Annotated in this window: 19 protein-coding genes, 1 tRNA gene and 1 pseudogene; 5 read left to right on the top strand and 16 right to left on the bottom strand. The window is 58.0% G+C overall.

From position 1 onward, the window contains the following. Positions 1–21 precede the first annotated feature (21 nt). The 6 genes from H9L05_RS00865 to H9L05_RS00850 form a co-directional block, all read right to left on the bottom strand. Positions 22–1,875 (bottom strand): T9SS type A sorting domain-containing protein, encoded by a 1,854-nt coding sequence (locus H9L05_RS00865; RefSeq protein WP_187732639.1) that lies wholly within the window; start codon positions 1,873–1,875, stop codon positions 22–24. A gap of 68 nt (positions 1,876–1,943) precedes the next feature. Further along, positions 1,944–2,729, bottom strand: a complete 786-nt coding sequence (locus H9L05_RS00860) for a PASTA domain-containing protein (RefSeq protein ID WP_187732638.1) — start codon at positions 2,727–2,729, stop codon at positions 1,944–1,946. Between the two features lie 361 nt (positions 2,730–3,090). Further along, on the bottom strand, positions 3,091–4,791 hold the full coding sequence (locus H9L05_RS25640) for a D-alanine--D-alanine ligase family protein (protein ID WP_317175058.1): 1,701 nt from the start codon (positions 4,789–4,791) through the stop codon (positions 3,091–3,093). After that, entirely contained in the window at positions 4,788–4,916 is a 129-nt protein-coding gene (locus H9L05_RS25635; protein ID WP_317175057.1) for a hypothetical protein, read from the bottom strand. Before H9L05_RS25635 ends, H9L05_RS25640 begins: the two co-directional genes overlap by 4 nt. Then, complete coding sequence (locus tag H9L05_RS25630) at positions 4,910–5,845, bottom strand: D-alanine--D-alanine ligase (protein WP_317175056.1); 936 nt, start codon at positions 5,843–5,845, stop codon at positions 4,910–4,912. Before H9L05_RS25630 ends, H9L05_RS25635 begins: the two co-directional genes overlap by 7 nt. 82 nt (positions 5,846–5,927) lie before the next feature. Then, positions 5,928–6,509: a porin family protein gene (locus H9L05_RS00850; protein ID WP_187732637.1), complete on the bottom strand. Its 582-nt coding sequence runs from the start codon at positions 6,507–6,509 to the stop codon at positions 5,928–5,930. Positions 6,510–6,703: 194 nt separating this feature from the next. Between H9L05_RS00850 and H9L05_RS00845 the strand changes: the two genes are divergently transcribed. Beyond that, positions 6,704–7,900 (top strand): phosphoglycerate kinase, encoded by a 1,197-nt coding sequence (locus H9L05_RS00845; protein ID WP_187732636.1) that lies wholly within the window; start codon positions 6,704–6,706, stop codon positions 7,898–7,900. Positions 7,901–7,956: 56 nt separating this feature from the next. Here the strand turns inward: H9L05_RS00845 and H9L05_RS00840 are convergent, their stop codons facing one another. The 3 genes from H9L05_RS00840 to H9L05_RS00830 form a co-directional block, all read right to left on the bottom strand. Then, positions 7,957–8,580 (bottom strand): hypothetical protein, encoded by a 624-nt coding sequence (locus H9L05_RS00840; RefSeq protein ID WP_187732635.1) that lies wholly within the window; start codon positions 8,578–8,580, stop codon positions 7,957–7,959. 35 nt (positions 8,581–8,615) lie between these two features. After that, positions 8,616–9,731: a site-2 protease family protein gene (locus H9L05_RS00835; protein WP_223284651.1), complete on the bottom strand. Its 1,116-nt coding sequence runs from the start codon at positions 9,729–9,731 to the stop codon at positions 8,616–8,618. 111 nt (positions 9,732–9,842) lie between these two features. Beyond that, positions 9,843–10,532, bottom strand: a complete 690-nt coding sequence (locus H9L05_RS00830; protein ID WP_223284650.1) for an HAD family hydrolase — start codon at positions 10,530–10,532, stop codon at positions 9,843–9,845. Positions 10,533–10,594: 62 nt separating this feature from the next. On the opposite strand from H9L05_RS00830, the gene H9L05_RS00825 reads away from it, so the two are divergent. Then, positions 10,595–10,671 (top strand) — tRNA-Ile (locus H9L05_RS00825). A 431-nt stretch (positions 10,672–11,102) separates the two neighbouring features. Here H9L05_RS00825 and H9L05_RS22860 read toward each other — a convergent pair. The 3 genes from H9L05_RS22860 to H9L05_RS00815 all read right to left on the bottom strand — a co-directional run bounded on the left by H9L05_RS22860 (position 11,103) and on the right by H9L05_RS00815 (position 15,639). Next, positions 11,103–12,086, bottom strand: a complete 984-nt coding sequence (locus tag H9L05_RS22860) for a M1 family aminopeptidase (RefSeq protein WP_223284879.1) — start codon at positions 12,084–12,086, stop codon at positions 11,103–11,105. Positions 12,087–12,565: 479 nt separating this feature from the next. Further along, on the bottom strand, positions 12,566–14,713 hold the full coding sequence (locus H9L05_RS22855; protein WP_223284649.1) for a hypothetical protein: 2,148 nt from the start codon (positions 14,711–14,713) through the stop codon (positions 12,566–12,568). Continuing rightward, positions 14,710–15,639 (bottom strand): ABC transporter ATP-binding protein, encoded by a 930-nt coding sequence (locus H9L05_RS00815; RefSeq protein ID WP_373285358.1) that lies wholly within the window; start codon positions 15,637–15,639, stop codon positions 14,710–14,712. The genes H9L05_RS22855 and H9L05_RS00815 overlap by 4 nt, the downstream gene beginning before the upstream one ends. A 41-nt stretch (positions 15,640–15,680) precedes the next feature. Here H9L05_RS00815 and H9L05_RS00810 point away from each other — a divergent pair, with 41 nt between their 5' ends. From H9L05_RS00810 to H9L05_RS00800, 3 genes are all read left to right on the top strand, one after another. Then, on the top strand, positions 15,681–15,845 hold the full coding sequence (locus H9L05_RS00810) for a hypothetical protein (protein ID WP_187732634.1): 165 nt from the start codon (positions 15,681–15,683) through the stop codon (positions 15,843–15,845). A 353-nt stretch (positions 15,846–16,198) separates the two neighbouring features. Beyond that, positions 16,199–16,930: a sensor histidine kinase gene (locus H9L05_RS00805; RefSeq protein WP_223284648.1), complete on the top strand. Its 732-nt coding sequence runs from the start codon at positions 16,199–16,201 to the stop codon at positions 16,928–16,930. After that, entirely contained in the window at positions 16,899–17,624 is a 726-nt protein-coding gene (locus tag H9L05_RS00800) for a LytR/AlgR family response regulator transcription factor (protein WP_187732632.1), read from the top strand. The genes H9L05_RS00805 and H9L05_RS00800 overlap by 32 nt, the downstream gene beginning before the upstream one ends. Positions 17,625–17,785: 161 nt before the next feature. On the opposite strand, the pseudogene H9L05_RS00795 reads toward H9L05_RS00800, so the two are convergent. The 4 genes and pseudogenes from H9L05_RS00795 to H9L05_RS25625 all read right to left on the bottom strand — a co-directional run. Next, a pseudogene (locus tag H9L05_RS00795) lies at positions 17,786–17,977 on the bottom strand (FAD:protein FMN transferase); the annotation flags it as partial. A 187-nt stretch (positions 17,978–18,164) separates the two neighbouring features. Then, entirely contained in the window at positions 18,165–18,446 is a 282-nt protein-coding gene (locus tag H9L05_RS00790) for a thioredoxin domain-containing protein (RefSeq protein ID WP_187732631.1), read from the bottom strand. A gap of 608 nt (positions 18,447–19,054) precedes the next feature. Then, positions 19,055–20,218, bottom strand: a complete 1,164-nt coding sequence (locus H9L05_RS00785) for an efflux RND transporter periplasmic adaptor subunit (protein ID WP_187732630.1) — start codon at positions 20,216–20,218, stop codon at positions 19,055–19,057. 99 nt (positions 20,219–20,317) lie between these two features. Further along, positions 20,318–21,658, bottom strand: coding sequence for a TolC family protein (locus tag H9L05_RS25625; RefSeq protein ID WP_317175055.1), 1,341 nt, complete (start codon positions 21,656–21,658; stop codon positions 20,318–20,320). Between the last annotated feature and the right edge of the window lie 14 nt (positions 21,659–21,672).

Here is a 21,672-nt window from a genome sequence, read left to right as displayed (position 1 = left end):
TCTTTGTTGTGTCCTAGTGTATTAATTTAGTGCTAAACGCTTCGTAACAACCTGCCCTTGAGGAAGTAAAAATCGCGCTATATATACGCCAGATGGCAGATTTCGTAAGTCAAGCTCTGACTGGCCAGCTTGCGCGTCTGTTTGCTCCCAGACAACTCGACCTACAGCATCAAGCACCGCAACGCGCAGATAGCGACCCTGCACCCGCACCAGCCCAGCACTCGGATTAGGATAAACGCTGATGCTGGCAGCCAGGGCGGGATTGGTGCCGGCCGTAACGGTACTACCCGCCATTACTGGCCGGATCAGGGGCGCACCTGCGGGCGTTGTTGAGGTTACCGTCCAGGCATTGGCCGCATTGGTCAGCAAGTAACCTTCCGGGACTGTACTGTTCAGGTCGATGCCAAAAGGAATAAAAAAGCCCAGTGACGCCTGACCATAGCCCACATAAAAAGTGCCGCTCACATTCACGGGCTGCAGAAAAGCAATATCAACAAACGCTTGTCCGGGGGGCAAATTTGCCGGAATGGTAAAGGTCTGGGAGGCTTTCGGCTCGGCCGTAGGCAGATTCGTTTGCGGGTCCTGATCCCACACATTCATTGTGATCACGCGGTTGACACCCGTTGGCGACGGATAAATCCGCACACTCCGTACCCGGTCGGGGCGGTTCAGGTCGAAGCGGTAGGCGAGGTAGCTGGCCGGCCCCGTAGACAACGCCGGCAAACTTACGGTAGCTTCCGCCGAGCCATCATCGTACGCGTAAAAATCGGCTAGCTCCGTAACGCGCGAAATAGTATCGTTGGATAAAGTAAGCGGGTTGGTTTCGTTGGTTTGAATGGCAATACGGTGCGTAACACGCTTGGCAGCAGGCGTATTTGGCAACGGAGAAATGCGCACATCGCCCGCAATTACGTCCTGCTGCTGCCTTGCCGACAGCGACTTGTTACCTGTCAGGAAAGTAGCCCTTGGGCCAGCTGGTAGCACCTGCAATGTGCCGTTCCAAGCAATAGGCGTAGGAGCGGGGCCCACATCAAAGTTGTTGATGGTTGTAAACGTGTTTGGGTTTAGCTCTCCTGCGGCATTGGCGTTAAACTGTTCTACGGGCATAGCCGCGAAGCGCCGCAGCAGGCTGGTGAGCGGAGCGCTGGTGGCAATATCGCGGAAGGAGTTGTCGGTGGCAGAACGGCCCCGGTTCAGCAGGATGTAGTCGAGGCTCCAGGCGTCGCGGGTGTTGGCAAGGTTGCCCGTCGCCCGAAACCGAAACTGGAAAGCCGGATGCAGGTACCGGGCCTGGTCGACGGCAATAAGCTGCTGCTGAAAATTGGTGCGCGCTCCTGTGCTCAGCTGTACCCACACTTGCTGCCACAGGCCTGTGTTGTCCAGCATTTCCAATTCCAGGCGCACAGGCTGGCTCCCGGTGTTAGCCTTAGGCGGACCCACAATACTTCCCGATTGCCAGAAAAAACTTAGATACACGCCATTAGCAGCCGAAAGACCACTCAAGTCAATGGGCTGGGACGTGAGCGTATCGGTATCGTTATACGCCGAGGAACTACCGTAGGGCTGCCCAGTAGCCGAGAGCCCGTCGAAGGTGACCACGCCCCTGGATGGCGGCGCTACCGGAAAGCGGTTATTCACTAGCGTGCCCCCGCCTGGCTCCCAAAACTGCGGGTTAGGCAAACCCTCACCCTGGGGGGCAAAATCATCGAATAAAGGCAAGGTTACCGCCGTGCCGCGCCGCGCTACGGGAGGTGTACGAATAGTAGATTGGCGGCTTGGATCTGCATCGAGTGGCGTAACTACTTGCGCCATTCCAGTTAAAGGCACCAGCAAGCCAACCGTGAGTAAGGATAGTAGAAGTTTCGGGTAGATCATAGACAGCAATTTACGCAAGGTAAACGGCTGCGGATCAGAGAAATTTTGCAAGAAGCGTAGCAAGCTTTTTACTGCACCGCCTTCAGAGGCTCGTTGCCTGCCACCCACAAATCGACCAGCTGCCCCATGCGAATGGTAGCGCCAGGCGCGGCAACGGGGCGTTGCCTTACAATGGTGCCTTCCACCTGGCCTTCCTCAGCGGGCTGATAGAAAATCTCACCCACCTGCAAGCCCTGACCTACGAGTAAGGTAGAGGCCTCATCAGCAGGCATATTGATGACATTGGGCACTGGAAACTCCTGATTTCCCTGACCGTCGCCTACCACTAAGTCTACGCGCGTGCCTTTGGCAATGGGTGAGCCTGGCGCTATTTCCTTACCGTTCACCAGTTGCTTCAACACCGAGTTTTGGGCCAGATCGGGTACCTTTTGGATTTCGCCTACTACTAGGTCGTAGCTCGCCAAAATCATCTGTGCATTCTTCACAGAGCCTTCCGTCAGCTTGGGCATTTTGATGACCGGTGGGTTTTTCATGCTCACCGAGATGTAAATCTTGCGGCCTTCCTTTACCTGTTGCCCCGGGGCCGGATCTTGCGTGAGCACCGTATAAGCCGGGATACTGGGGCTGTAGCTGGAATCGTCGACAAAGTAGCGCAGGTTGCGCTCGTCGAGGTAGTCTTCCAAGTCGCTTTGACGCATGCCAGTAATCTTGGGCACCACGATAGTTTCGCCGTGGTTGGTGGTCATGGGCAGGTACACAAAGAAGAAACCGAACAGCAGCAAAGCCACCGCCAAGCCAATTACCACCAAGTGCTTCAGAACGTCGAGTGGGGTATCGGATTTAAGAAAAGCCATTAGGGAGAAGCTAGGAGCTGGGAGCTAGAAGTTAGGAGAAGCAAAATTAGCGGGAAGAGCGGAAAGAACGACCAACTCCCCTCCTTACCAAGGAGGGGATATTTTCGCGTAGCGGAAATTGGGGTGGTTGAATCGTTGCTGATGTTGTTTATCTGTTTCTGAAGGCGGTCATGCAGAGCACAGCATTTCGCGTGTTTACTAAGATTAGTGACTCAACATCAGCACGCGAGATGCTTCGCTGTGCTCTGCATGACCGCCTGACTTTCATTGTTCAAGCTAAGCAACTAAACAACGGCCGTAACCACCCCAGCGTCGCCTGCGGCGTCGCGTTCCCTCCTTACCAAGGAGGGGAGTTGTCGTGCTACTTGCTTTTGGTTTCCACTTGTAGTTTGCGCTGGCGCTCTTTGCCGAATTCCAGAATCCGGTCGATGAAATCGTAGGGCGTGTAGCCGTTGAGGGCCGTTTGGTGGAAAATGCAAGTAGCGGGCGTCATACCGGGTAACGAGTTTACCTCAATAATTAGTACCTCCACGGCACCGGTTTCGCGCACGCGCACGAAAGCATCGATGCGGGCATAACCCTGAATATTAAGCACCTCGGCTACGCGGCGCAGCTCCTTTTTTACTTCCTCCGAAATGCGCTGCCGCTCCGTGGGGTCGGGGGCGTAGCGGGCGGGCGTGATGTTTTGGCCTTCGCCGGCCAGGAATTTCTCTTCCAGACTCAGTACTTCGCCCGTAGCCAGGGCCTCGGAGGCTTCAAACACTTCGATGTTCAGGGAGCCATCGGGGCGCCAGTGGGTAAGCAAGCCGCCGGTTACTTCGAGGAAATGCTGGGCGCCGTCGCGGCTGATGAGGGTTTCCACCAGGAAAGCATCTTTCTGTGGAAACTCCTCTTTAAAGCCCAGGTGCAGGGTGCGGGCCGCTTCGGGCAGCAGGTCTTCCTGGTCGCGGAAGATGAGCTGGCTAAAAGCTTCTAGCTCCTGCCGGTTCTTGATTTTCTTCACCGCCGAAGAGCAGCCGTCGTCGGCGGGCTTGGCGATGAAGGGATAGTGAAACTGCGTTTCCAGCGAGCGGTAGAAGGTTTCGGCGTCGGCCTGCCACTCCAGGCGGTTGGCCATGCGGTGCTCAGCTACGCGCAAGCCGGCCTCACGCAGGCGGCGGTTCGTTTCGAATTTGTTGATGGTAATGCTGCTCGACTCGACTCCGGAGCCATTGTAGGGCAAACCAAATTGCTCCAGCTCTTTCTGCAAAGCGCCATCTTCACCGGGCCGGCCATGCAGAGCAATGAACACCTCATCGACCATTTCGGCCAGCCCCTCGAAGGAAATACGCCGGGGCTGGGCCGTGGGCTGACCTGCGTAAGTGCCAGTAATAGCCTCTGCTTCCCGACGAATCTTGGCCAACACTGGGTGCAACTCGTGGCCGGCTTCGGCGTACTCAATTTTTTCGCGGATGTCGTCGGCGTTGTCCTTGAGCATCACGTTAATAGGCAGCACGTAGAGCTTGTGTTCCTGCGCTGAGCCTGTCAGGAAAACGGGGATGGGCTCGTACTTTACGGAGGAGCTTAGCTTCTCGTAGATATTACGGCCGCTTTCCACCGAAATATGGCGCTCAGAGGAATAGCCGCCCATAATCACGGCTACTTTGGTGCGCTGCTGCTCCTGCCGCTGGCGCGAGGCCACGGCCGCATCGAGGCGGGCCAAAATGCCCCCCAGACGCACTGGCTGCATACCTGCGCGCCGCCGCGCCGCCAGCGAGGTGCGAATCAGATACGTTAGAAACTGGGACGGATTGAGCCCGATTTCGGCGGCCTGATGGAAGAAAAAAGATGCCGGCAACATGCCCGAGGTAGTGTTCGGGTCATTCAGGAACAAGCTGCCGTCGCTGGCTTGAATAAAGCCATCCAAGCGGGCGTACACCTGAAAGCCGAAGGTGCGGAACATCTCCTGGCAAGCCTCCCGAATCTCCTGAATCTTGTCTTCCGGCAGGTCGATGGGCGTGATTTTGCGGCTCAGGCCGGGCAGGTACTTGGAGCGGTAATCGAACATCTCCTCGCCCTTCACGATCTCGGTGGGGGCAAAGCCAGCGGCTCACCGTTCGGATCTTCGACCACAATGCACGAAAACTCGCGTCCCGCCACGAAGCTCTCCACCAGCACCTGCGACTCACCATCGATGTTGGTTAGCAACACCTGCTCAGCCCGTTCAAACTGCTCGTTGAGGGTGTACAGCAGCTTCTCGGGATGATAAATGATTTGGTCGTTAGTGGGGGCAAATTCTCGCCTCTCACCTCTAACTGCTCAAATTTAACTTCCAGCGTAACTGGTAGGCCAATGCCTTCCCGGATATCGGTGAGCTGCTGTAGCCACAGAATCTTTTGCTCGTCACTCTTGCCCTGCCACTCGGCACGCGTCAGCGTTTTGCGAAACAAGCTGCGCTCAACGGCCGCCACAAACTGGGGGGCATTTTTCTCGCGCAGAATCGAAACGCCAATGCTCGAACCCTGGCGCGGCGCTTTGAACACCAGCGGCAAGCCCAGCTCGCGCACCAGGTAGTCAAGCGTAGCTTCCGGGTCAGCGGCGTCCCACTCTTCCGTACTGATGACGCGGAAAGCGGGGGTGGGCCGGTTCAGGGCGTGAAGCAGCTTTTTCTGGGCAATTTTATCAATACCGAAAGCGGAGGGCAGAATGCCGGAGCCGGAATACGGAATGCCGTACCACTCCAACAAGCCCTGGATGGCGCCATCTTCGCCGCCGGGGCCGTGCAGAGCGAGGAAGGCGAAATCCATCAGCTCACGCAGCTCCTGGGGCTGCACGCGCCGGCCAACTTCCGCAATGATGCGGTCTTGCTCTTCCTGGCTTAGCTCGCCCAGACTTTCCAGATACACCTGCAAGCGGTGCTCAGAAGGCGGCAGGGTCGATACGGGCGGGAAAAAGTCCCGGATGGTGCCTTTATAGATGTAGTGCCAGTCGAGCAAAATGAAATTGCCCCGGCTGTCCACAAAGATGGGCACGGCCTGAAACAAGCCTTTGTCCAGATTATCGTACACAGTGCGGCCGCCCGCAAAGGATATTTCCCGCTCACGCGACGGGCCGCCGAAGAAGATGCCTATTTTCATACGTAGGGCAAAGGTACGGGGAATTTCGAGCGGCTTAACGTTGCTGCGTGGCCGCTTGGCGCCTGCGTTTAAAGGCGCATGGCTATTTCATGCCAAATAGGTAACCCAACTGCGCCTGCAAAACAGAATTTCGGGGAGCAGCAGATGCAGCATAAATGCCGGTAATGTCGTCGGAGTAGCGCAGTGTCAGGCTCAAGCCTGTGGGCAGTTCGTAGCCCACCCCAACGATATACCCTAGCTGCACGCTGTTGTAGTCCTGCCGCTGCGGCCGCTGGTATAGCGGGTTATCGTTGTTGTCGCTAAAGCTGAGCAAGTACCCGAGCTGCGGGCCGGCTTCGAAGGTGAGTCCGTGGGTATTAATTTTCGCCAGAATAGGCAATTCCAGATAGTTTTGGCGGTAGTTGTACGTAGCGCGCTCACCCGTAACTGTTCTGCCGTACTTATCCTTGGCGCCTTTCGCGGAGAATAGCAATTCGGGCTGAACGTTCCAGAAGCCGTCCGTTGCAAAAGAATAGCGTAAGACCACGCCACCGTTGATACCCAGCAATCGGTCGGGCCCGACAACATTCCTGATGCGTGGTTTGGCATAGTTAAGGCCACCTTTAACGCCAAAGCGTAGCTGCTGTCCGAAGGCTAAGTGGGTTAGAAACAGCGCGGGGATCAAACAAAGGTATTTGTGCTTCATAAAATAAAAACAACTTGCTAAGTGTAGCCGGTAGAGGGTTGTACTGGCCGATAAAGGTAGAAAGTCATTGGCAGCATTTGATTCGATCTACGTAGTTGCCTTTGTATCCGTATCAAAAAAAAGCGAACTACGCGGCGCCGTAGTGCAGCATTACACCTAATCCTTTTCTTTATATGCAAACTCTCGATCAATACAACTTCGCCGGCAAGCGGGCCCTGGTGCGCGTCGATTTCAATGTGCCCCTCGACGACGAGCTGCGCATCACCGACGACACCCGCATCCGGGCCGCTACGCCCACCATTCGCAAGATTCTGGCCGATGGCGGCAGCGTCATTCTGCTTTCCCACCTCGGCCGGCCCAAGGGTGGTCCGGAAAAGAAATTCTCCCTGCAAAGCATCGTATCGCGCTTGCAGGAGGAATACGGCGCGCCGGTATTGTTTGCCAATGATGTGATGAGCCCCGACGCCGCTAAAATGGCCGCTGCGCTGCAACCCGGCCAGATTCTGCTTTGCGAGAATGTGCGCTTTTACAAGGAAGAAGAAGCCGGCGACACTGCCTTCGCCGAGAAACTGGCCAAGCTGGGCGACGTGTATGTGAACGATGCCTTCGGCGCCGCGCACCGCCGCCACGCCTCCACGGCCGTGGCCGCGCAGTATTTTGCCCCCCAAGACCGCGTAGCGGGCTACCTGATGCAAAGCGAGCTGGAAAATGCTCACCGCGTGCTCACCCAGGCCGAGCGTCCGTTTACCGCTATTATGGGCGGCGCCAAAATTTCTGATAAGATTCAACTAATTGAGCAGCTGCTAGATAAGGTTGATAATCTCTTAATCGGTGGCGGCATGGCCTACACCTTTGCCAAGGCGGAAGGCGGCGACATCGGCGGCTCATTGCTCGAAGCCGATAAGCTCGATCTGGCTTTCCATCTGATTCAAAAAGCCAAAGACAAAGGCGTAAACCTCGTGCTGCCCACCGATTCGCTCATTGCCGACCGCTTCGCCAACGACGCCAACGTAGAAACGGCCCCCAACCACCACATTCCCAACGGCTGGATGGGTCTGGACATCGGCCCGGAGTCGCGCGAGAACTTCGCCGCCATCATTCGCCAGTCCCACACTATCCTCTGGAATGGCCCGATGGGCGTGTTTGAAATGTCGAACTTCTCAGCCGGCACTGAGTTCGTAGCAGCTGCTATTGCCGAGGCTACCGCCAACGGCGCCTTCAGTCTCATCGGCGGCGGCGACTCAGCAGCGGCCGTCAACCAGATGGGCTACGCCGACCGCGTAAGCTACATCTCCACCGGCGGCGGCGCGTTGCTGGAGTACATGGAAGGCAAAGAACTGCCCGGCGTAGCTGCGCTGGAAGGACGTTAGAATCTGTCGATCAACAGTACAAAAAAGCCCCCCAGAAACATTTCTGGGGGCTTTTTCTAATTCGCATAGGGTGCTTCCAATTCCTGACCCATACTCAGAAGCGGTGAATTGTCCATGCGGCCGGTGAGGCGGGTGGAGAGGGCGCGGGCTTCTTTGTCGGTGAGGACTTCCAGCTTGTGCAGCCAGCGCAGCCGCTGTAATTGGGGCTCAATCAGGCCCAGCGGGTTGATGCTGCCGTAGTTTTCGCGCAGGTAATCCTTAGTACGCTGCTCCAGCGCTTCGGTGAAGCAGAAGAGGGCTTTGCGCTCATTGGGGCGGTCGACCAGCACCACGCGGGCGTGGGTGGTGCTCAGAATAAAGTGATTCCACCAGTTGCGGCAACCATACCAATATATGGCCATTGCAGCTATGCTAACGCCAAAAGCAATTAGCGTATACAAATCGTCTGCCTGCCTCAAGCCGTTATTTAAGGCATGTAACAAGAACACAAACCCCAGCACTTGCCATTGGGAAATCACTCGGTGTTGGCGGCGCTCCACGCGCACGGGCAGCACCTCCTCGTAAGGCATCTCCACTTCCAGCGTAACCAGACCACGCCGGTCTTTTCGACAGATATATAGCCCGTGGGGGCGAAGTGCCAGCTGCGTGATTTGCGTCAGGCGGCGTTGTTCAAGTAGCATAGAGTAAGAAAACAAGCGATGTTGCAAACACCGACTTAGCCAAAGGGCGAAGGCGTGAAGCAGAGCACAAAAATAGCCAGCATTACCCAACCCAGCACCTTACGGCCCGCACTCAGCGGACTTTCGTCGGGGGCCGGCGGGTGGTAAATGCCCATCACGCGGCCCAGCAGAAACCCGAACACCAGCCACCCCGGATTACCCTCAATGCCCGGCACCGCCAGACTCAGCGCCAATTGGGCCGCCAATACGCCCAACACCAGCATCAGCGCCCGGCGCGGCGTGGGCACTGCCCGCCGAAATACCGTGAACAGATAAAGCAGATAAATCGGTCCGCCATAGAGCAGCGAGTCATTCGAGCTATCAACCGTAAACAGACCCAGTCCGGCATAAAAGATAAATCCGATAAAGAGTATGGCCGACACCTGATTAGCGCGCTGAAAACCCAGCAAGCCGTACAAAATATGCCCCCCATCGAGCTGCCCAATCGGCAACAGGTTGAGGGCCGTAAAGAACAGCGCCAGCGAGCCGGCCAGCAGTACCGGATAGTGCATCAGCTCATTGGGGTGGGGCAGCAGCGCCGGGTCAGCCAGCCACGATTCCAGAAACTGATAAATCAGCGACTTACCTAGCACCAAACCACCGCCGTCAGCGCTTTTGTAGACATACTGCGCATAATCGGCCCCATATACGCGGTACTCAGGGTGCACCTGAAACAAGTACTCCAGCGGGGGCAAATGGGTGAAGCCGTACATCAGCACCGGTATAGCCACCAGAAAACCAGCCAGCGGCCCCGCCAGCCCGATATCGAAGAACTCTTTGCGGGAGAAAATCCGGTCTTTGATGCGAATGACCGCCCCAAACGTACCGATGGTATTAAAGAAGCCCGTAAAAAACGGAATGTAATACGGCAGCGTTGCCCGCACTTTGTAGTAGCGCGCCGTAAAATAGTGCCCAAACTCGTGCACCGTAAGCACCCCCAGAAACGGCAGCGAAAACCACAGCCCTTCCCGAATTTCGGCCCGCGTAAGCCACACGCTCAGCGACTCCGCCGTGCGCGGATCAAAAAACGTACGGCCCGTCATCCATTCCGCCCCGGCCAGCGTGGTGGTTATCAGCGTGATAACAAACAGCAGCAGATGCAGTGTATACACACGCCAGCGCGGCGTGGGGGCTTGTAGGCGTTGAACTCGCCGCGGTGGCGACGAAAGTAGCCGCGGTAGCGGGGTCGCTGGGGGGCATTTTCAGGCGAGGGCACCGGGGCGTCAGGCAGAGGGAGGGAAGGCACGGATAGCGGCAGGCAAAGCTTCGGTGAGCGTGAGTGGCGGGGCCAGGAAGAGCGTGTGCAAGCCCAGGCGCTGCGCCGTTTCGATATGTTGAGAACTGTCTTCGATGAAAAGAGTTTCCTCGGCCTGCCAGTTCATTTCGCGCAGCACATGCTCAAAAATCTCCGGGCCGGGCTTACGCAACCCTACTTCCTGGGAGTAAAACACGCGGTCCAGCACATCGGCAATGCCGTGCTCAAACCCATACGTCACCTTCAGCCGCCGGTTTACTTCCTCTATATGAATCACGTTGGTGTTGCTGAGTAGCGCCATCTGGTGTCCTTGCTTGTGCAGTTCAGCCAGCAAAGCCAGCCGGTCAGCAGGCACATCCAGCAGAATAGAGTTCCAAGCCGCGTCCAGTTCCTCATCAGTGGCCGTAAGCTGGTAGCCACTGCGCAAACCATCCCGAAACTCGGCCGGCGTAATGCGCCCAGTTTCCAGTAGGTCAAACAGCTCCGACTGATTTTTTTGGTTGTACTCAATGGTGCTGCCCACGCTGGTGAGGCGACGCATGGCCTCAATCGGGCGCTGATAATCGATGTTGATGAGCACGCCGCCAAAGTCGAAAAGCAAGTTTGGCAGGCGGCGCGAAGTAGGGCTGGGGGGCATTTTTAGAGAATAGCGTTGCAAATTGACGGGCAAAAGTCGTAGTTTGCACCGCCGAAACCAACCTATACGGTTGCCAACGCACCGGGCCCATAGCTCAATCGGTTAGAGCAACTGACTCATAATCAGTAGGTCCTTGGTTCGATTCCAAGTGGGCCCACCAAAACCCCATAAAACGCTAATAATAAGTGTTTTATGGGGTTTAATAATTTATATGGAACACATCACAGTATAGTATTGCTCGGTTGCCATTAAAATCTTTTTTCACGCCCATTTATTGATGGCAACGAGAAGATAAATCGTAGTAAGTTCATCTCGGCGGGAAAAGTCAGGGTTAGCGTATAATAAACGCGCAGTTGCTGCGGTCGCAGGCCCCGCTCCACTGAGTTTCCTGTGAACCATCGCCAATAATTAGCGAATTTGTAGAGCGTGTACTAATTATCGGACAAGATCGGGTGGTGTTAAACAGATAGGCAAAACATCCGATTTTGCCGTACAGCTGCCTACTTCTGGCGAATAGATAGTCTTAACGTTCTTTTGCTGCCCTCTTTTCATCATTATATTGATACTTAAAAGTGACAAGCTGTTAAAGGGCTAATTTTTTGACTGCACGGCTTTGTATTTGTCTTGCAGCTTCCCATCAATTAATAGCTGGCGCGGATCCAAACCAACTTGAGCGGGTCGCTCAGGGACCATCAACAAGAGCGTCTGCTGGCCGGACCTGATAAGGTGCTTTTGCAGATAGAGCTGTTTGCCGACTTCCTTCCCCGCCGCGGCGGGGGCGAAGACGCCGATTTCCACCCAATCCTTCATTGGTAGCTTCGTTTCGGTGCCGGCGCTATCCACTACCAGCTTGCTGGCCTGCAAGTTGAGCGTTACCTGCCAGGTGCCGCCTTTCAGCTGTTGAGTGGTGGCGGATTCGGTCTCCAGCTCCCAAAAGGTGTTGGCCTCAAAGAGGTCGTGCAGGAGCGGGTGGAGCGAGTCGGGTGTGGCTGCTTGCAGCTCCCGATAGAGGTCCAGTGAGGTTGCGAAGGGACGCGTGCCGGGGCGGTGCTGGGCCAGCAACTTGCGGAGTGCCCCGTTTACCCGGTCCCATCCGATGTATTGGCTTAGCGCGTACAGGGCGAAAGGTCCTTTGCGGTAGTTCTGGTAAAAGTCGTCGGCCTGCAGCAGGGGCTTGGCGGCCCGGGTGCGTGGGGTTTTGTTCTCTTCCCGCAGGAAACGCAGGAGCGCCTGTAGGTGCTCCGGACCGTATTTGTGCTCCAGTACGCCCAAGGCCGAGTACCACGCCAGGCTTTCGGTGATCAGGCCGGCTCCCTCCACGTAGGCTTGTTTGAGCTGGTTGCCCCACCACTGGTGGGCCACCTCGTGCGCCACCACGGCCGTCACCAGGTCAAAGCCCCGCTCGTCAGCCTTCGGGTTCAGCAGGAAAAAGCCTTCTTCCGCCGTGATGTTCATGGGCGCGGCGTGGTGCCCGAAGGCATAACTAGCATGGGTAACAAAGCGGAGTTGACGGTGCGGGTAGGGCCCAAATTGTTTGGTATAATAATCCAGCGAAGCCTGCGCGCTCCGGACCATCCGCGCCGGGTTTTCCGTTTGCCCTGGGGGGTAAAAAATCTGAATGGCAACCTCCTGATTCGGGCCTGCCAACGAGCTGCGCCATTTTCCTTCCTGTACCGCGTAGTTAGCCGAGAAAAAGGCATACTCATTCCGGATGGGCGCATCGGTGGCGTAATGGAAGTAGCGGCGGCCCGCTTTAATCCAGGTCCGGCGCAAGGTGCCCGGCGCCACTACCGTCTGGTTGGCTTCCGTGCCCACTACGGCCTCAAAGCTGATCTGCTCGGGAAATGGGGCATACCCACGAGCCACCACGTCGTAGAGCGAGTAGGTGGCGGGCCGGGCGGGTAGGCCATAGGCTTTCCGGGCGCCGGCCTCATCCAGCTCCCGGTAGGGCTGGTACCCTAGCACCGGCAGCCACTCCAGATTCCGGAAGCTGGTGCCGTTTTGCAGCACCTGTGCGTCGGCTCCGTTGTTGGAAAAGCCCCCCGGTTTGTGCGTCACCTGAAAGCGGAGGCGTAGCGAATCGCCGGGGGGCAGGGGCCGGGCCAGGGCGTACATGTGGTAGCCATGCTCCGCGTCCAAGTGAACCTGCTTAAAGGGCTGGTCAAAGCTGATGGCGGTGGTTTCCACGCCCGTTCCGGTAGCCAGATGCACCGAGTCGATGGGGCCGGGCTGTTGTTCACCAGCAGGTAGGTGCCTTTTATTGCCGCTGCCCGCTGCTTCGGATAGATTTCCACCTGTAGGTTTACTCCGGTCAGCAGAGGCTGGGGCGCGTTCAGGTACCGGCGGTAGCGCTGCTCGTAGGCGGCGCGCTGGGCCGTGGCCTCTGAGGAGTTTAGATAGCCGTGCAGCACGTTGGTGTTGTAAAAGACGAACGCGCCCAGGGTAAAAATGCCCCCCAGAGCCACTGCCGCAACCAGGGCGGTGGAACGCGTGAAGCGCCGACGGGCCAGCTGGAGCCGCGATGCAAAACTGCCCTCCCGGTCTCGTACCCAAAAAAGCCCCCCAGCCACCGCCAGCAACAGCGCCCACGCTACCCAGTACCCTTTAAACCACAGCCAGGGCGCCAGCGACGAGCCAAAACCCGCCATATCGGTGTAGGACCACGGCGGACTGGCGCCAAAGACGAGCAGCTTGTGCTCGATGCCCAGGTTGGGGGCGAAGGCGATAAAGCCATAGGCCAACAGTGCCGCTAAGTGACCCACGTATTTCTGATTGACCAGCACGTGCGCCAAGAGGGCCAGCAGGGCCAAAAGCAGGCAATCGACCAGCTGTAGCCCAAACAATACCTGCACGTACAGCCCGATTTCGGCCCTCGCCCCGCCTATGCCCGCCTGCGCGGCTATTCCCGCTATCATCAGGAAGGCCAGCCAGCCTACTACTATCAGGCTTAGCGCCAGAAAGCGGCTCAGGAAAAGAACCCATTCCGGCACCGGCGCCGCGTTGGCAATGTCGCTCAGGCCCGCTTCCCGTTCCCGCCAGACCAGCTCTCCGGCGTAGAAAATGGTTAGCAAAGCGATGAGAATCCAAAAAGGCTCTGGTTCTGTGAGGGAGGAGGTCAGCGAATTCAGCACAAAGTCGGTGCGGGGCAGCAAGGGCACGCCTCGGCCCTTAAGATTGCCGGGCAGGGCCAGCGCCATCATCAGGGCCAGGACGGCCAGTAGGGGAAAACCGGCCTTGCTTTGGGCGAGTTGCAGAAAGGATTTCCAGGCGATGAGCCGTAGCTGCGTGGCCCAGCTATACGCGCCCCTGGCCGGCGGTAGCGCTTCCCCGGTTCCCCAACTGAGCTTCTCCCGGGCCGCCGCTTCTACCGGTGGCTGTGGCACCGGCTGCTGTTTTTGGCTGGCTTCCGGTAACACGAACTGAAAACGGAAAAAGGTGAACGCCAGCACGCCCAGCGAGATGCCGAGCCACAGGAGGCGGTTGGCGAGAAACGAACCCTCCAACAGGAACAGGCGCGTACTCTTCTCCAGCGGACTCCAGTCATTGGACAGATGGCTCAGCACCGGGGTGAAGCCCGTGGGGTCTACCAGATTTCCCCACTGCCCCGTATTCTGCAGCCCTTGCCCTACTATGTAGGCTGCTACGAACAGGAACGCCCCTACCAGATAGCTTGCCATGGCTCGACGGCTAAGCGCCGAGAGCGAGAACTGCAGGGCCGTCGCGAAAAAGGCGTTGGGTAACAGAATAAAGAAAATGGTAGTCAGGTAGGCTGCCGCCCTGAACGGACCCAGAATATCAGCCTCTATTCCGGAAAAATGCATGGCAATGAGTATGCCTAGCGGAATAGCGAGCAGCAGCAGGACGCTGAGGGCGAAGGCGGCCAGAAACCGCCCGCCCAGGTAGACCGCTTTGCTGGTGGGGGCCGTGTAGGTAAGCGAATGCATGCGCGTCTGCACATCGCGGGCGGCCGCGTCGCCCGCCACGGACGCGCCGATTACCAGCCACTTCACGCTGCATATCACCGTGACAGCCGCAATGACGATGGGCGCATTAAGTAAAAAATACCCGTCCCGCGCATCGGAGGCGTAATTGGCAACGACAATCAGAAAAGCAATCACCAACAGTACCCCGAAGTAGAGCCAGGTGGTGGCGCGGCGGAGCTGGTAACTGAATTCCAGCGCAAAAATCCGTTGGAGCCTCATAGCGCTATCCTCTCCACTATCGGCTGCGCACTGGCCGGGCCGAAGCAGCCCGTCAGGGCACTGAAATACACATCCTGCAAATCCGGCTCCACCGGCTCAAAGCCGTTGCCGGGCATATCCAGGCTATACACGTGCACCAGGGTGCGGCCACTCAAGAGCTTGGCCGAAATAATCTGGTGCTCCTGCTGCAGCGCCGGCAGGTTGCTTTTATCGGTCAGTGTACGCCAGATGCGGCCGTTGAGGGAGGCCACGGCCTCCAGGGGCTGCGCCTCCAGCAAAATCTGCCCCCGGTTGATGATGGCCATGTTGGTGCATAATTCCGATACATCTTCCACAATGTGAGTGGAAAGGATGACCACGCTGTTTTCCCCTAATTCGCTGAGCAGGTTGAGGAAACGCACGCGCTCCGCGGGGTCCAGGCCCGCCGTGGGCTCGTCGACGATCAGCAGCCGCGGGTTGCCCAGCAGGGCCACAGCCACTCCAAAGCGCTGCTTCATGCCCCCGGAAAAGCCCCCCAGCTTCTGCTTGCGCTTGTCCCAGAGGTTGGTTTGCTTGAGCAGGGCCTCGGTGGTGGCTTTTCTCAGCGCCCGGTTGGTAATTCCTTTCAGCACCGCGAAGTAGTCGAGCAGTTCCTCGGCGCTGGCTTTGGGGTACACGCCGAACTCCTGGGGCAGGTAGCCCAGCGTCTGGCGCACCGCCTCCTTCTGGCTTACTACATCGATGTCTCCCAAAAATATTTGCCCCCCATCGGGCTCCTGCAGCGTGGCCAGCGTGCGCATAAGGGTTGATTTGCCCGCGCCGTTCGGGCCGAGCAGCCCATACATGCCCGGCGGAATATCCAGCGTTACATTATTTAATGCCTGCACGCCATTCGCATACTTTTTGGAGACGTTGCGGATGGTCAGGCCCAGCGGGTGCTTTCCCATGGTATCGGATTGGCTTCGGTTTATCTTTCAGCAGGAGGGAAGTGAAGCACTTTGATCAATGCCTGCTTTCTCTGTTTCAGGACGAAGCAATTAGTACCGAAGCGGATAGCGAAATGCAATATGCTGATGCGGAGAAGCACTCGACCAACTCAGGCTTTGCTGCCGCCAACGCACTGGCCGGCTCCTTTGCGCCGCTCGTAGATTAGCCTTACCAGCTGGTCGAGACGGTGGCCGGGGCAACCGCCGAAAACCCCACCTTTGTGCGATGGAACGCGTCAAAAGAATCTTCTGGCTAATTCACCTATTCGTCTGGGGCTTGTTCACCTTGTTGGTTGGCTTGCAACTACATAGTGACACCGACGCCCACTGGCGTTCCACCACCGCCGGATTTATAGCGACCTGCCTGTATGTTTTTTACAGTCATTTTTATCTATTAACTCAGTATACCAGTCAGAGAAAAGACCGAGACTATTGGCTCCCGCTGGCGGGAATTGCGTTGACCGGGCCTTTGCCTTTTTTGCTTTTCCATCAAAAGCCGTTTGATTTTGGGTTTTATTCCATGAGCCTGATTACAACGGTTCCCATCTTTCTCTTCTTGAGCTGGCTGGCCCGGGTCACGGAGACGCTGGTGCTCAATACCATCCAGAAAGAGCAGCTGGAAAAGCAGGCCGTAGAGGCGGAGCTGTATTACCTGAAGTCGCAGATCAATCCGCACTTTCTGTTCAACACCCTCAACAACATTCACACGCTGGTGTATAAGCAGGCGCCCGCCGCCCCGGAGGCGGTCATGCACCTGGCCTCGCTGATGCGCTACATGATTTATGAGTCGAATGCGGCCACGGTGCCGCTAACCCGGGAACTGGACTATTTGCGGGATTACGTGAGTTTGCAGCAGCTCCGCTACAAGAACAGTCCGGTGGTCGACCTGCAGATAGCGGGGGCGACGGAATCCTCTTACATTGCTCCCTTGCTGTTCATTCACCTGCTGGAAAACGCCTACAAGCACAGCCCCGCCCGGTTGGAGCCCGGCGACCTGAAGGTAAGAGTGGAGGTAAAAGAAGATGTCCTGGCCTTCCGCGTGCAGAACCCCATCGGCCTAAAATCGGCTAATCCGCTGGAAGAACCAGGCGGCATTGGGTTGCCCAATGTCCGGAAAAGGCTGTCTTTGTTATATCCTGGCCAGCATACGCTGACTATTCAGAACACGGGCGAAACCTTCACCGTCACGCTCACCATCCACGGTCTTCAAGTACAGGCTCATGAAAGACAAGCTCACCTGCTACATCATTGAGGACGAGCACCTAGCCCAGGAAATACTGGAAGAATACATCCGAAAAGTCTCTTTCCTGGAGTTGAAAGGTACCTTCGTGAGCCCTTTGGAGGCCGCCGCTCATTTGGCGGCAGACAAGCCCGACCTGCTGTTTCTGGACATCAACACGCCGGATCTGGATGGGCTAAGCTTCATCCCGATGCTCAACCCCAAGCCCCTGATTATCCTGACGACCGCCTACGACCAGTATGCGCTGAAGGCCTACGACTTGGAGGTGAAGGACTACCTGTTGAAGCCCTTCACGTTTGAGCGGTTTTACAAGGGCGTGTTACGTTTGTACCAGGAAAAAAGCCCCCCACCCGCCCTGGAAAAGAAGGAAGAAAAAGCGGAAGCCAAGCCCGAGCAGGAGTATATCTTTCTTAAGGTCGGCCACCGCATCCAGAAAGTAGCGACCCGCGATATTCTCTTTGTGGAGGGCATGAAAGACTATTTGCGGCTTCATACCCGGGAAGAGAAGATTATGACGCTGCTCAGCTTTGCCAAGCTGGAAGAACTGCTGCCCGCCCAGGATTTTGCCCGCGTGCACCGGTCTTTCCTGGTCGCCATTGACAAAATTGACCACATCGAGAAAAACCGGATTCAAATTGCCGACCACCTCATTCCCATCAGTGATACCTATGCCGAAGGTTTTTATAAAATGCTGAAGGGGCTTTGAGTAGGGTGAGTTTGTAAGAACCCGGTATATACACCAGGCCGCTGCGGATTCTATTATCCGAGGCGGTTGGCTCGCGGCACGACCCGCTCATGAAACCAGGATCTCCCAATACCGCAGGAGCCCCTCACCAGCAACACTAGCGGTAGCAGAGCCCGCCCCGTTCAGTATCGGCCTGGGAACTGACGGAGACGTACTCGCCGGGGGACATCGGCATGGCCCCCGGCGAAGGTGATATCGAATGCCCCGCCGCTGCGTTTCGAGAGCTTGAGCGTACGCGCAATCAGGTCGTACACTTCCTGATCGACCACCACGGGCTGCAGGCCGGCTTGGCGGTTGATTTGCGTGATCTGCGAAGTTGAGTCCCAGTACGGATACGGCCGTGAACGTAAAGTGCGAGCCCATCAGGTAGGCCGAGCGGGTGAAGTTGCGGGGCTTGGCTGCCGCCGGGGTCGCCGAAATTTGCCCCCCAGCCAGCACCACAAGTAGCGCGGCTCGTGCCTAGAAGGCTGGCAGACCACTTGGGGAAGGTGCACATGGGGCTTATTTTTTGGCCAACAACTGCGTGAGGTAAGCATCATAGGCCGCCGCGCCGCCGGGACGGTAGCCGGTTTTGGCCAGCACCTTTCCCTCCGGCGAGAGCAGCACCACCAGCGGGAAGGAGCCTTCCTTGTTGAGCTGGGCCGCCGCTTCCTCGTTCGCTTTCTGCTGCGCCGCGGGCAGCTTGTTTTTCCTGCTGCGCGGAAAATCGAAGCGGGCCAGCACGAAGCGATTTTGAGCATAGCGTTGAAACTCCGCCTGATCGAACACTTCCTGCTTGAGCATGATGCACGGCTTGCACCAGTCGGAGCCCGAAAAAACGCCAGCACGGGCTTGTGGGTGGCCTTGGCTTGCTGCAAGGCCCCGGCAAGGTCGGTGTGCCAGGTGATGACCGGCGCCTGGGCCTGCGCGCCCGCTATGGTTAGCAGCAGCAACAGACAAAACGAGAGGAAACGCATGGCGGAAAAATAGAGGAGAGAAGATATTAAAACCGGATTAAAAACGCAAACCGTGTTCCCTACATCAGGGTTTCCGCCGCGATAGTTTCTTAAGTAAGTCTTAAGAAATGCAGGCTGACTATTAAACCATTCGACGTTCGGCAGAATTAAACAAAAGCAAGCCGGCTTACTCGGGCACACCGCCGATGGCAACAGCGCAAAGCCGCGGCTGACAATCGAGCAGAATAACTAATTATATGAGTCAAGTTGAATTTTTAAGGCTAAATTGGTTCGTTAGCCAAGCCACAAGACCACTTCAGCTCACGCAAAAGAAGCGTCGCTGCAAGGCGAGTGTAATTGAACTATGCGAATAACGCGTTGTTGGCTGGGCTTTGTATGCGCGCCGTCTTAAGATTGTCTTAAAAAAGCCCCCCAACTAGCCCGGTCCGGTGCCGGTTACTCCTCGTCGGCCTGGCCTTTGCCGCGCTCGGCATCCAGGAAATACGTGCCGCGCTGCACCAGCCGGGTTGTGTCCGGCACGGCTTCCAGGGGCGTTACGGCCACGTCGCCGTGGGCTGCGGCGCCGGGCTTGATCTTCACCCGCCGGAAGGTGGCGGTGCTGTCGGTGGCAGCGGTTTGTGCGTAGGCGTAGCTCAGCTCGCCGGCCTGAATAATGGCCTCCTCGGGCAGGGTGCGCACGCGCTGGCCGGCCGTCTGGATGCGGGCGGCCACGTACTGGCCGGGCAGCAGAGTTTCGGCGGCGCGGCCTTCGAGGTGGGCGTGCACGGTCACGGTGCGGGCGTTGTCGTCGAAAGCTTTGCCCACCAGAAACACGCGCGCCCGCAGAATTTCGCCGGCGGTCTGGCGGCTGGGCACTGTGAACAGGATGGGCTGGCCCAGCTGTACGCGGGCAATGTCGCGCTCAAATACCTTGAGCTGGAGGTGCAAATCGGAGCGGTCCACCACTTCCACCAGCACGTCCTGGGGGTTCACAAACTGGCCGGGGTTGATGCCCACCGTTTTCACGTAGCCCGCCAGCGGCGTAGTCAGCGCGACGGTGGGCTGAATCTGGCCGGAGGCAGCCAGGCGGCTGGGCGAAATGTTTAGCTGAGTTAGCTGGGCGGCGAGGCTGCGCACGGCGGCCTGCTCGGTGGCGTAGTCGGCCTGGGCCTGCTGGAGCTTGCGTTTGGCCCCCACGTCTTCCACGTCGAGAATGCGTTGGCGCTCCAGGTCCTGGGTCAGAAACTGCACCCGGGCCCGGCTTTGCAGGTAGTCCTGCTGGACCTTGAGGTAGTCGGGGTGACGGAGCACAGCTACCACGGCCCCCTTTTTCACGAACTGACCGGGCAGCACCTTCACCTGCTGCACATAGCCGCCCAGCACCGCCGAAATGGACACCATGTTTTGGGGCGGCACGTCAATCACGCCGTTGGCCAGCACTTCGGAAGCCATATTCTGGCGGGAAAAGCCCCCCAGCGTGATACCCGCGGCCTTGGCTTGAGCGGCGGAAATCGTGACCTGGTCGGGGTGGACAGAAGCGGCGGGAGCGTTGACCGGTTCGGTTTTGGCGGCTGAATCGCCGCAACCGGTAAGCAGGCCCGTCAGCATTAGAGTCAGCAAGAAAGAAGGGAATGGGAAAGACAAGGGAAATCTCATAAAGCAGGAGCGCCGGAACGCTGAGTAGCCAATTAGGAAAGTAGAGTGCAGAAGAACAGGAGATTAGTCGGCACCGTTCAGGGCTTGCAGGGCAATAACGAACTCATTGTAGCGGCTCACCTGCTCCAAGTAGGCCTGCTGAATCTGCCAAGCGGGCTCGGTATTCACCACATAAGTCACGTAATCAATGTCGCCGGCGCGGAAGCTCTTTTCGGCGGTGCTCAGAATGAGACGGGCTTGCGGCAGAGCCGCCTGCTCATAGTAATCGAGGGAGGCGCGGGCGCGACGCAGCTGCTGGCGCAGCTGTTGGGCCTGCCCGGCGAGCTGGGTGGTGGCGTAGGTCAGCTGGTTTTCGGCCACCTGCTCGCCGATGCGGGCCGCAGCCACGCGGTTTTTCTGCGCCCCACCCAGCAGCGGCACCGAAATTCCGGCCTGCGCCACCTGAAAGCCGCGCTCCTTATTAATGCTTTGGTTGAAGTAGCCCACCCGCACGTCGGGCAGGCGGCGCAGCTGCTCCACGCGGGTTTGCAACTGACTTTGCGCCGCCTCCTGCCGCAGTAAGCCCAGTGTCGGGTTGGAGTCGGCGGACAGGGCCGTGGTGTCGGCGGCACCCAGGAGCGCTACCACACTGGCCAGCGTATCAATGCGGCCCACGCCGGCGCCCAGCAGCAAAGCCAGCTGCTGCTGCTGCACGCTGATATCGACTAATGTAGTAGCCAGCCGGTTTTGCAATTCCTGCGAGCGGGCCTCGGCCGATACTTGTTCCAGGCGGTTGGTTTCGCCCACCTGGTAGCGGATGCGGGCGGCCCGGGCGGCGCGGCGGTAAAGGCTGTCCTGGCGGCGCAGTAGGGCGGCACGGCGGTAGCTGAGCAGCAGCTGGTAGTAGCTGCTGCGGATGTTCTGGCTTAGCTCCCGACGCTGCACGCGGCCCCGCTGCTCGGCCGTGAGGGCCTGGCTTTCCAGCAGGCGGCGCTGGGCGGCGTACACGCCCGGCAGGGCGGTTTGCTGGATTACGTTGAAGCTCTGGTCAATCAGCCCGCCCGAAATCTGGCCGCGCTGATAGTCGAGCACGGTGCGCGGAATGTCGTAGCCGGTGCGGGTGAGGGCGCGCTGCTGTTGCACCCACAGCGCCGCCGCCTGCACCGACAGGTTCTGGCTCAGGCCAGTTTGCAACGCCTGTTCCAGCGTCAGCGGCCCGGTGGGCACGGGCGGCGTTAGCGGGGCCGTCGGCGTCGTTTGGGCGAAGCCGCCGAGGGGCAGCAATAGCCATAACGCCAGGCCTAACGCCACGGCCGGAGCCGTACCAGCCGGACGGGTACCGGGAGTTGGAGCGGTGGGGGGCATTTCGGCGGTTGGTGCTTCCTCGTCATCATTCGTGAAGAAGGTGTAGAGCACGGGCAGCACCAGCAGGGTGAGCA

Source organism: Hymenobacter qilianensis (assembly GCF_014489555.1).
Taxonomy (GTDB): domain Bacteria; phylum Bacteroidota; class Bacteroidia; order Cytophagales; family Hymenobacteraceae; genus Hymenobacter; species Hymenobacter qilianensis.
This window is presented reverse-complemented; position numbering and strand designations above follow the sequence as displayed.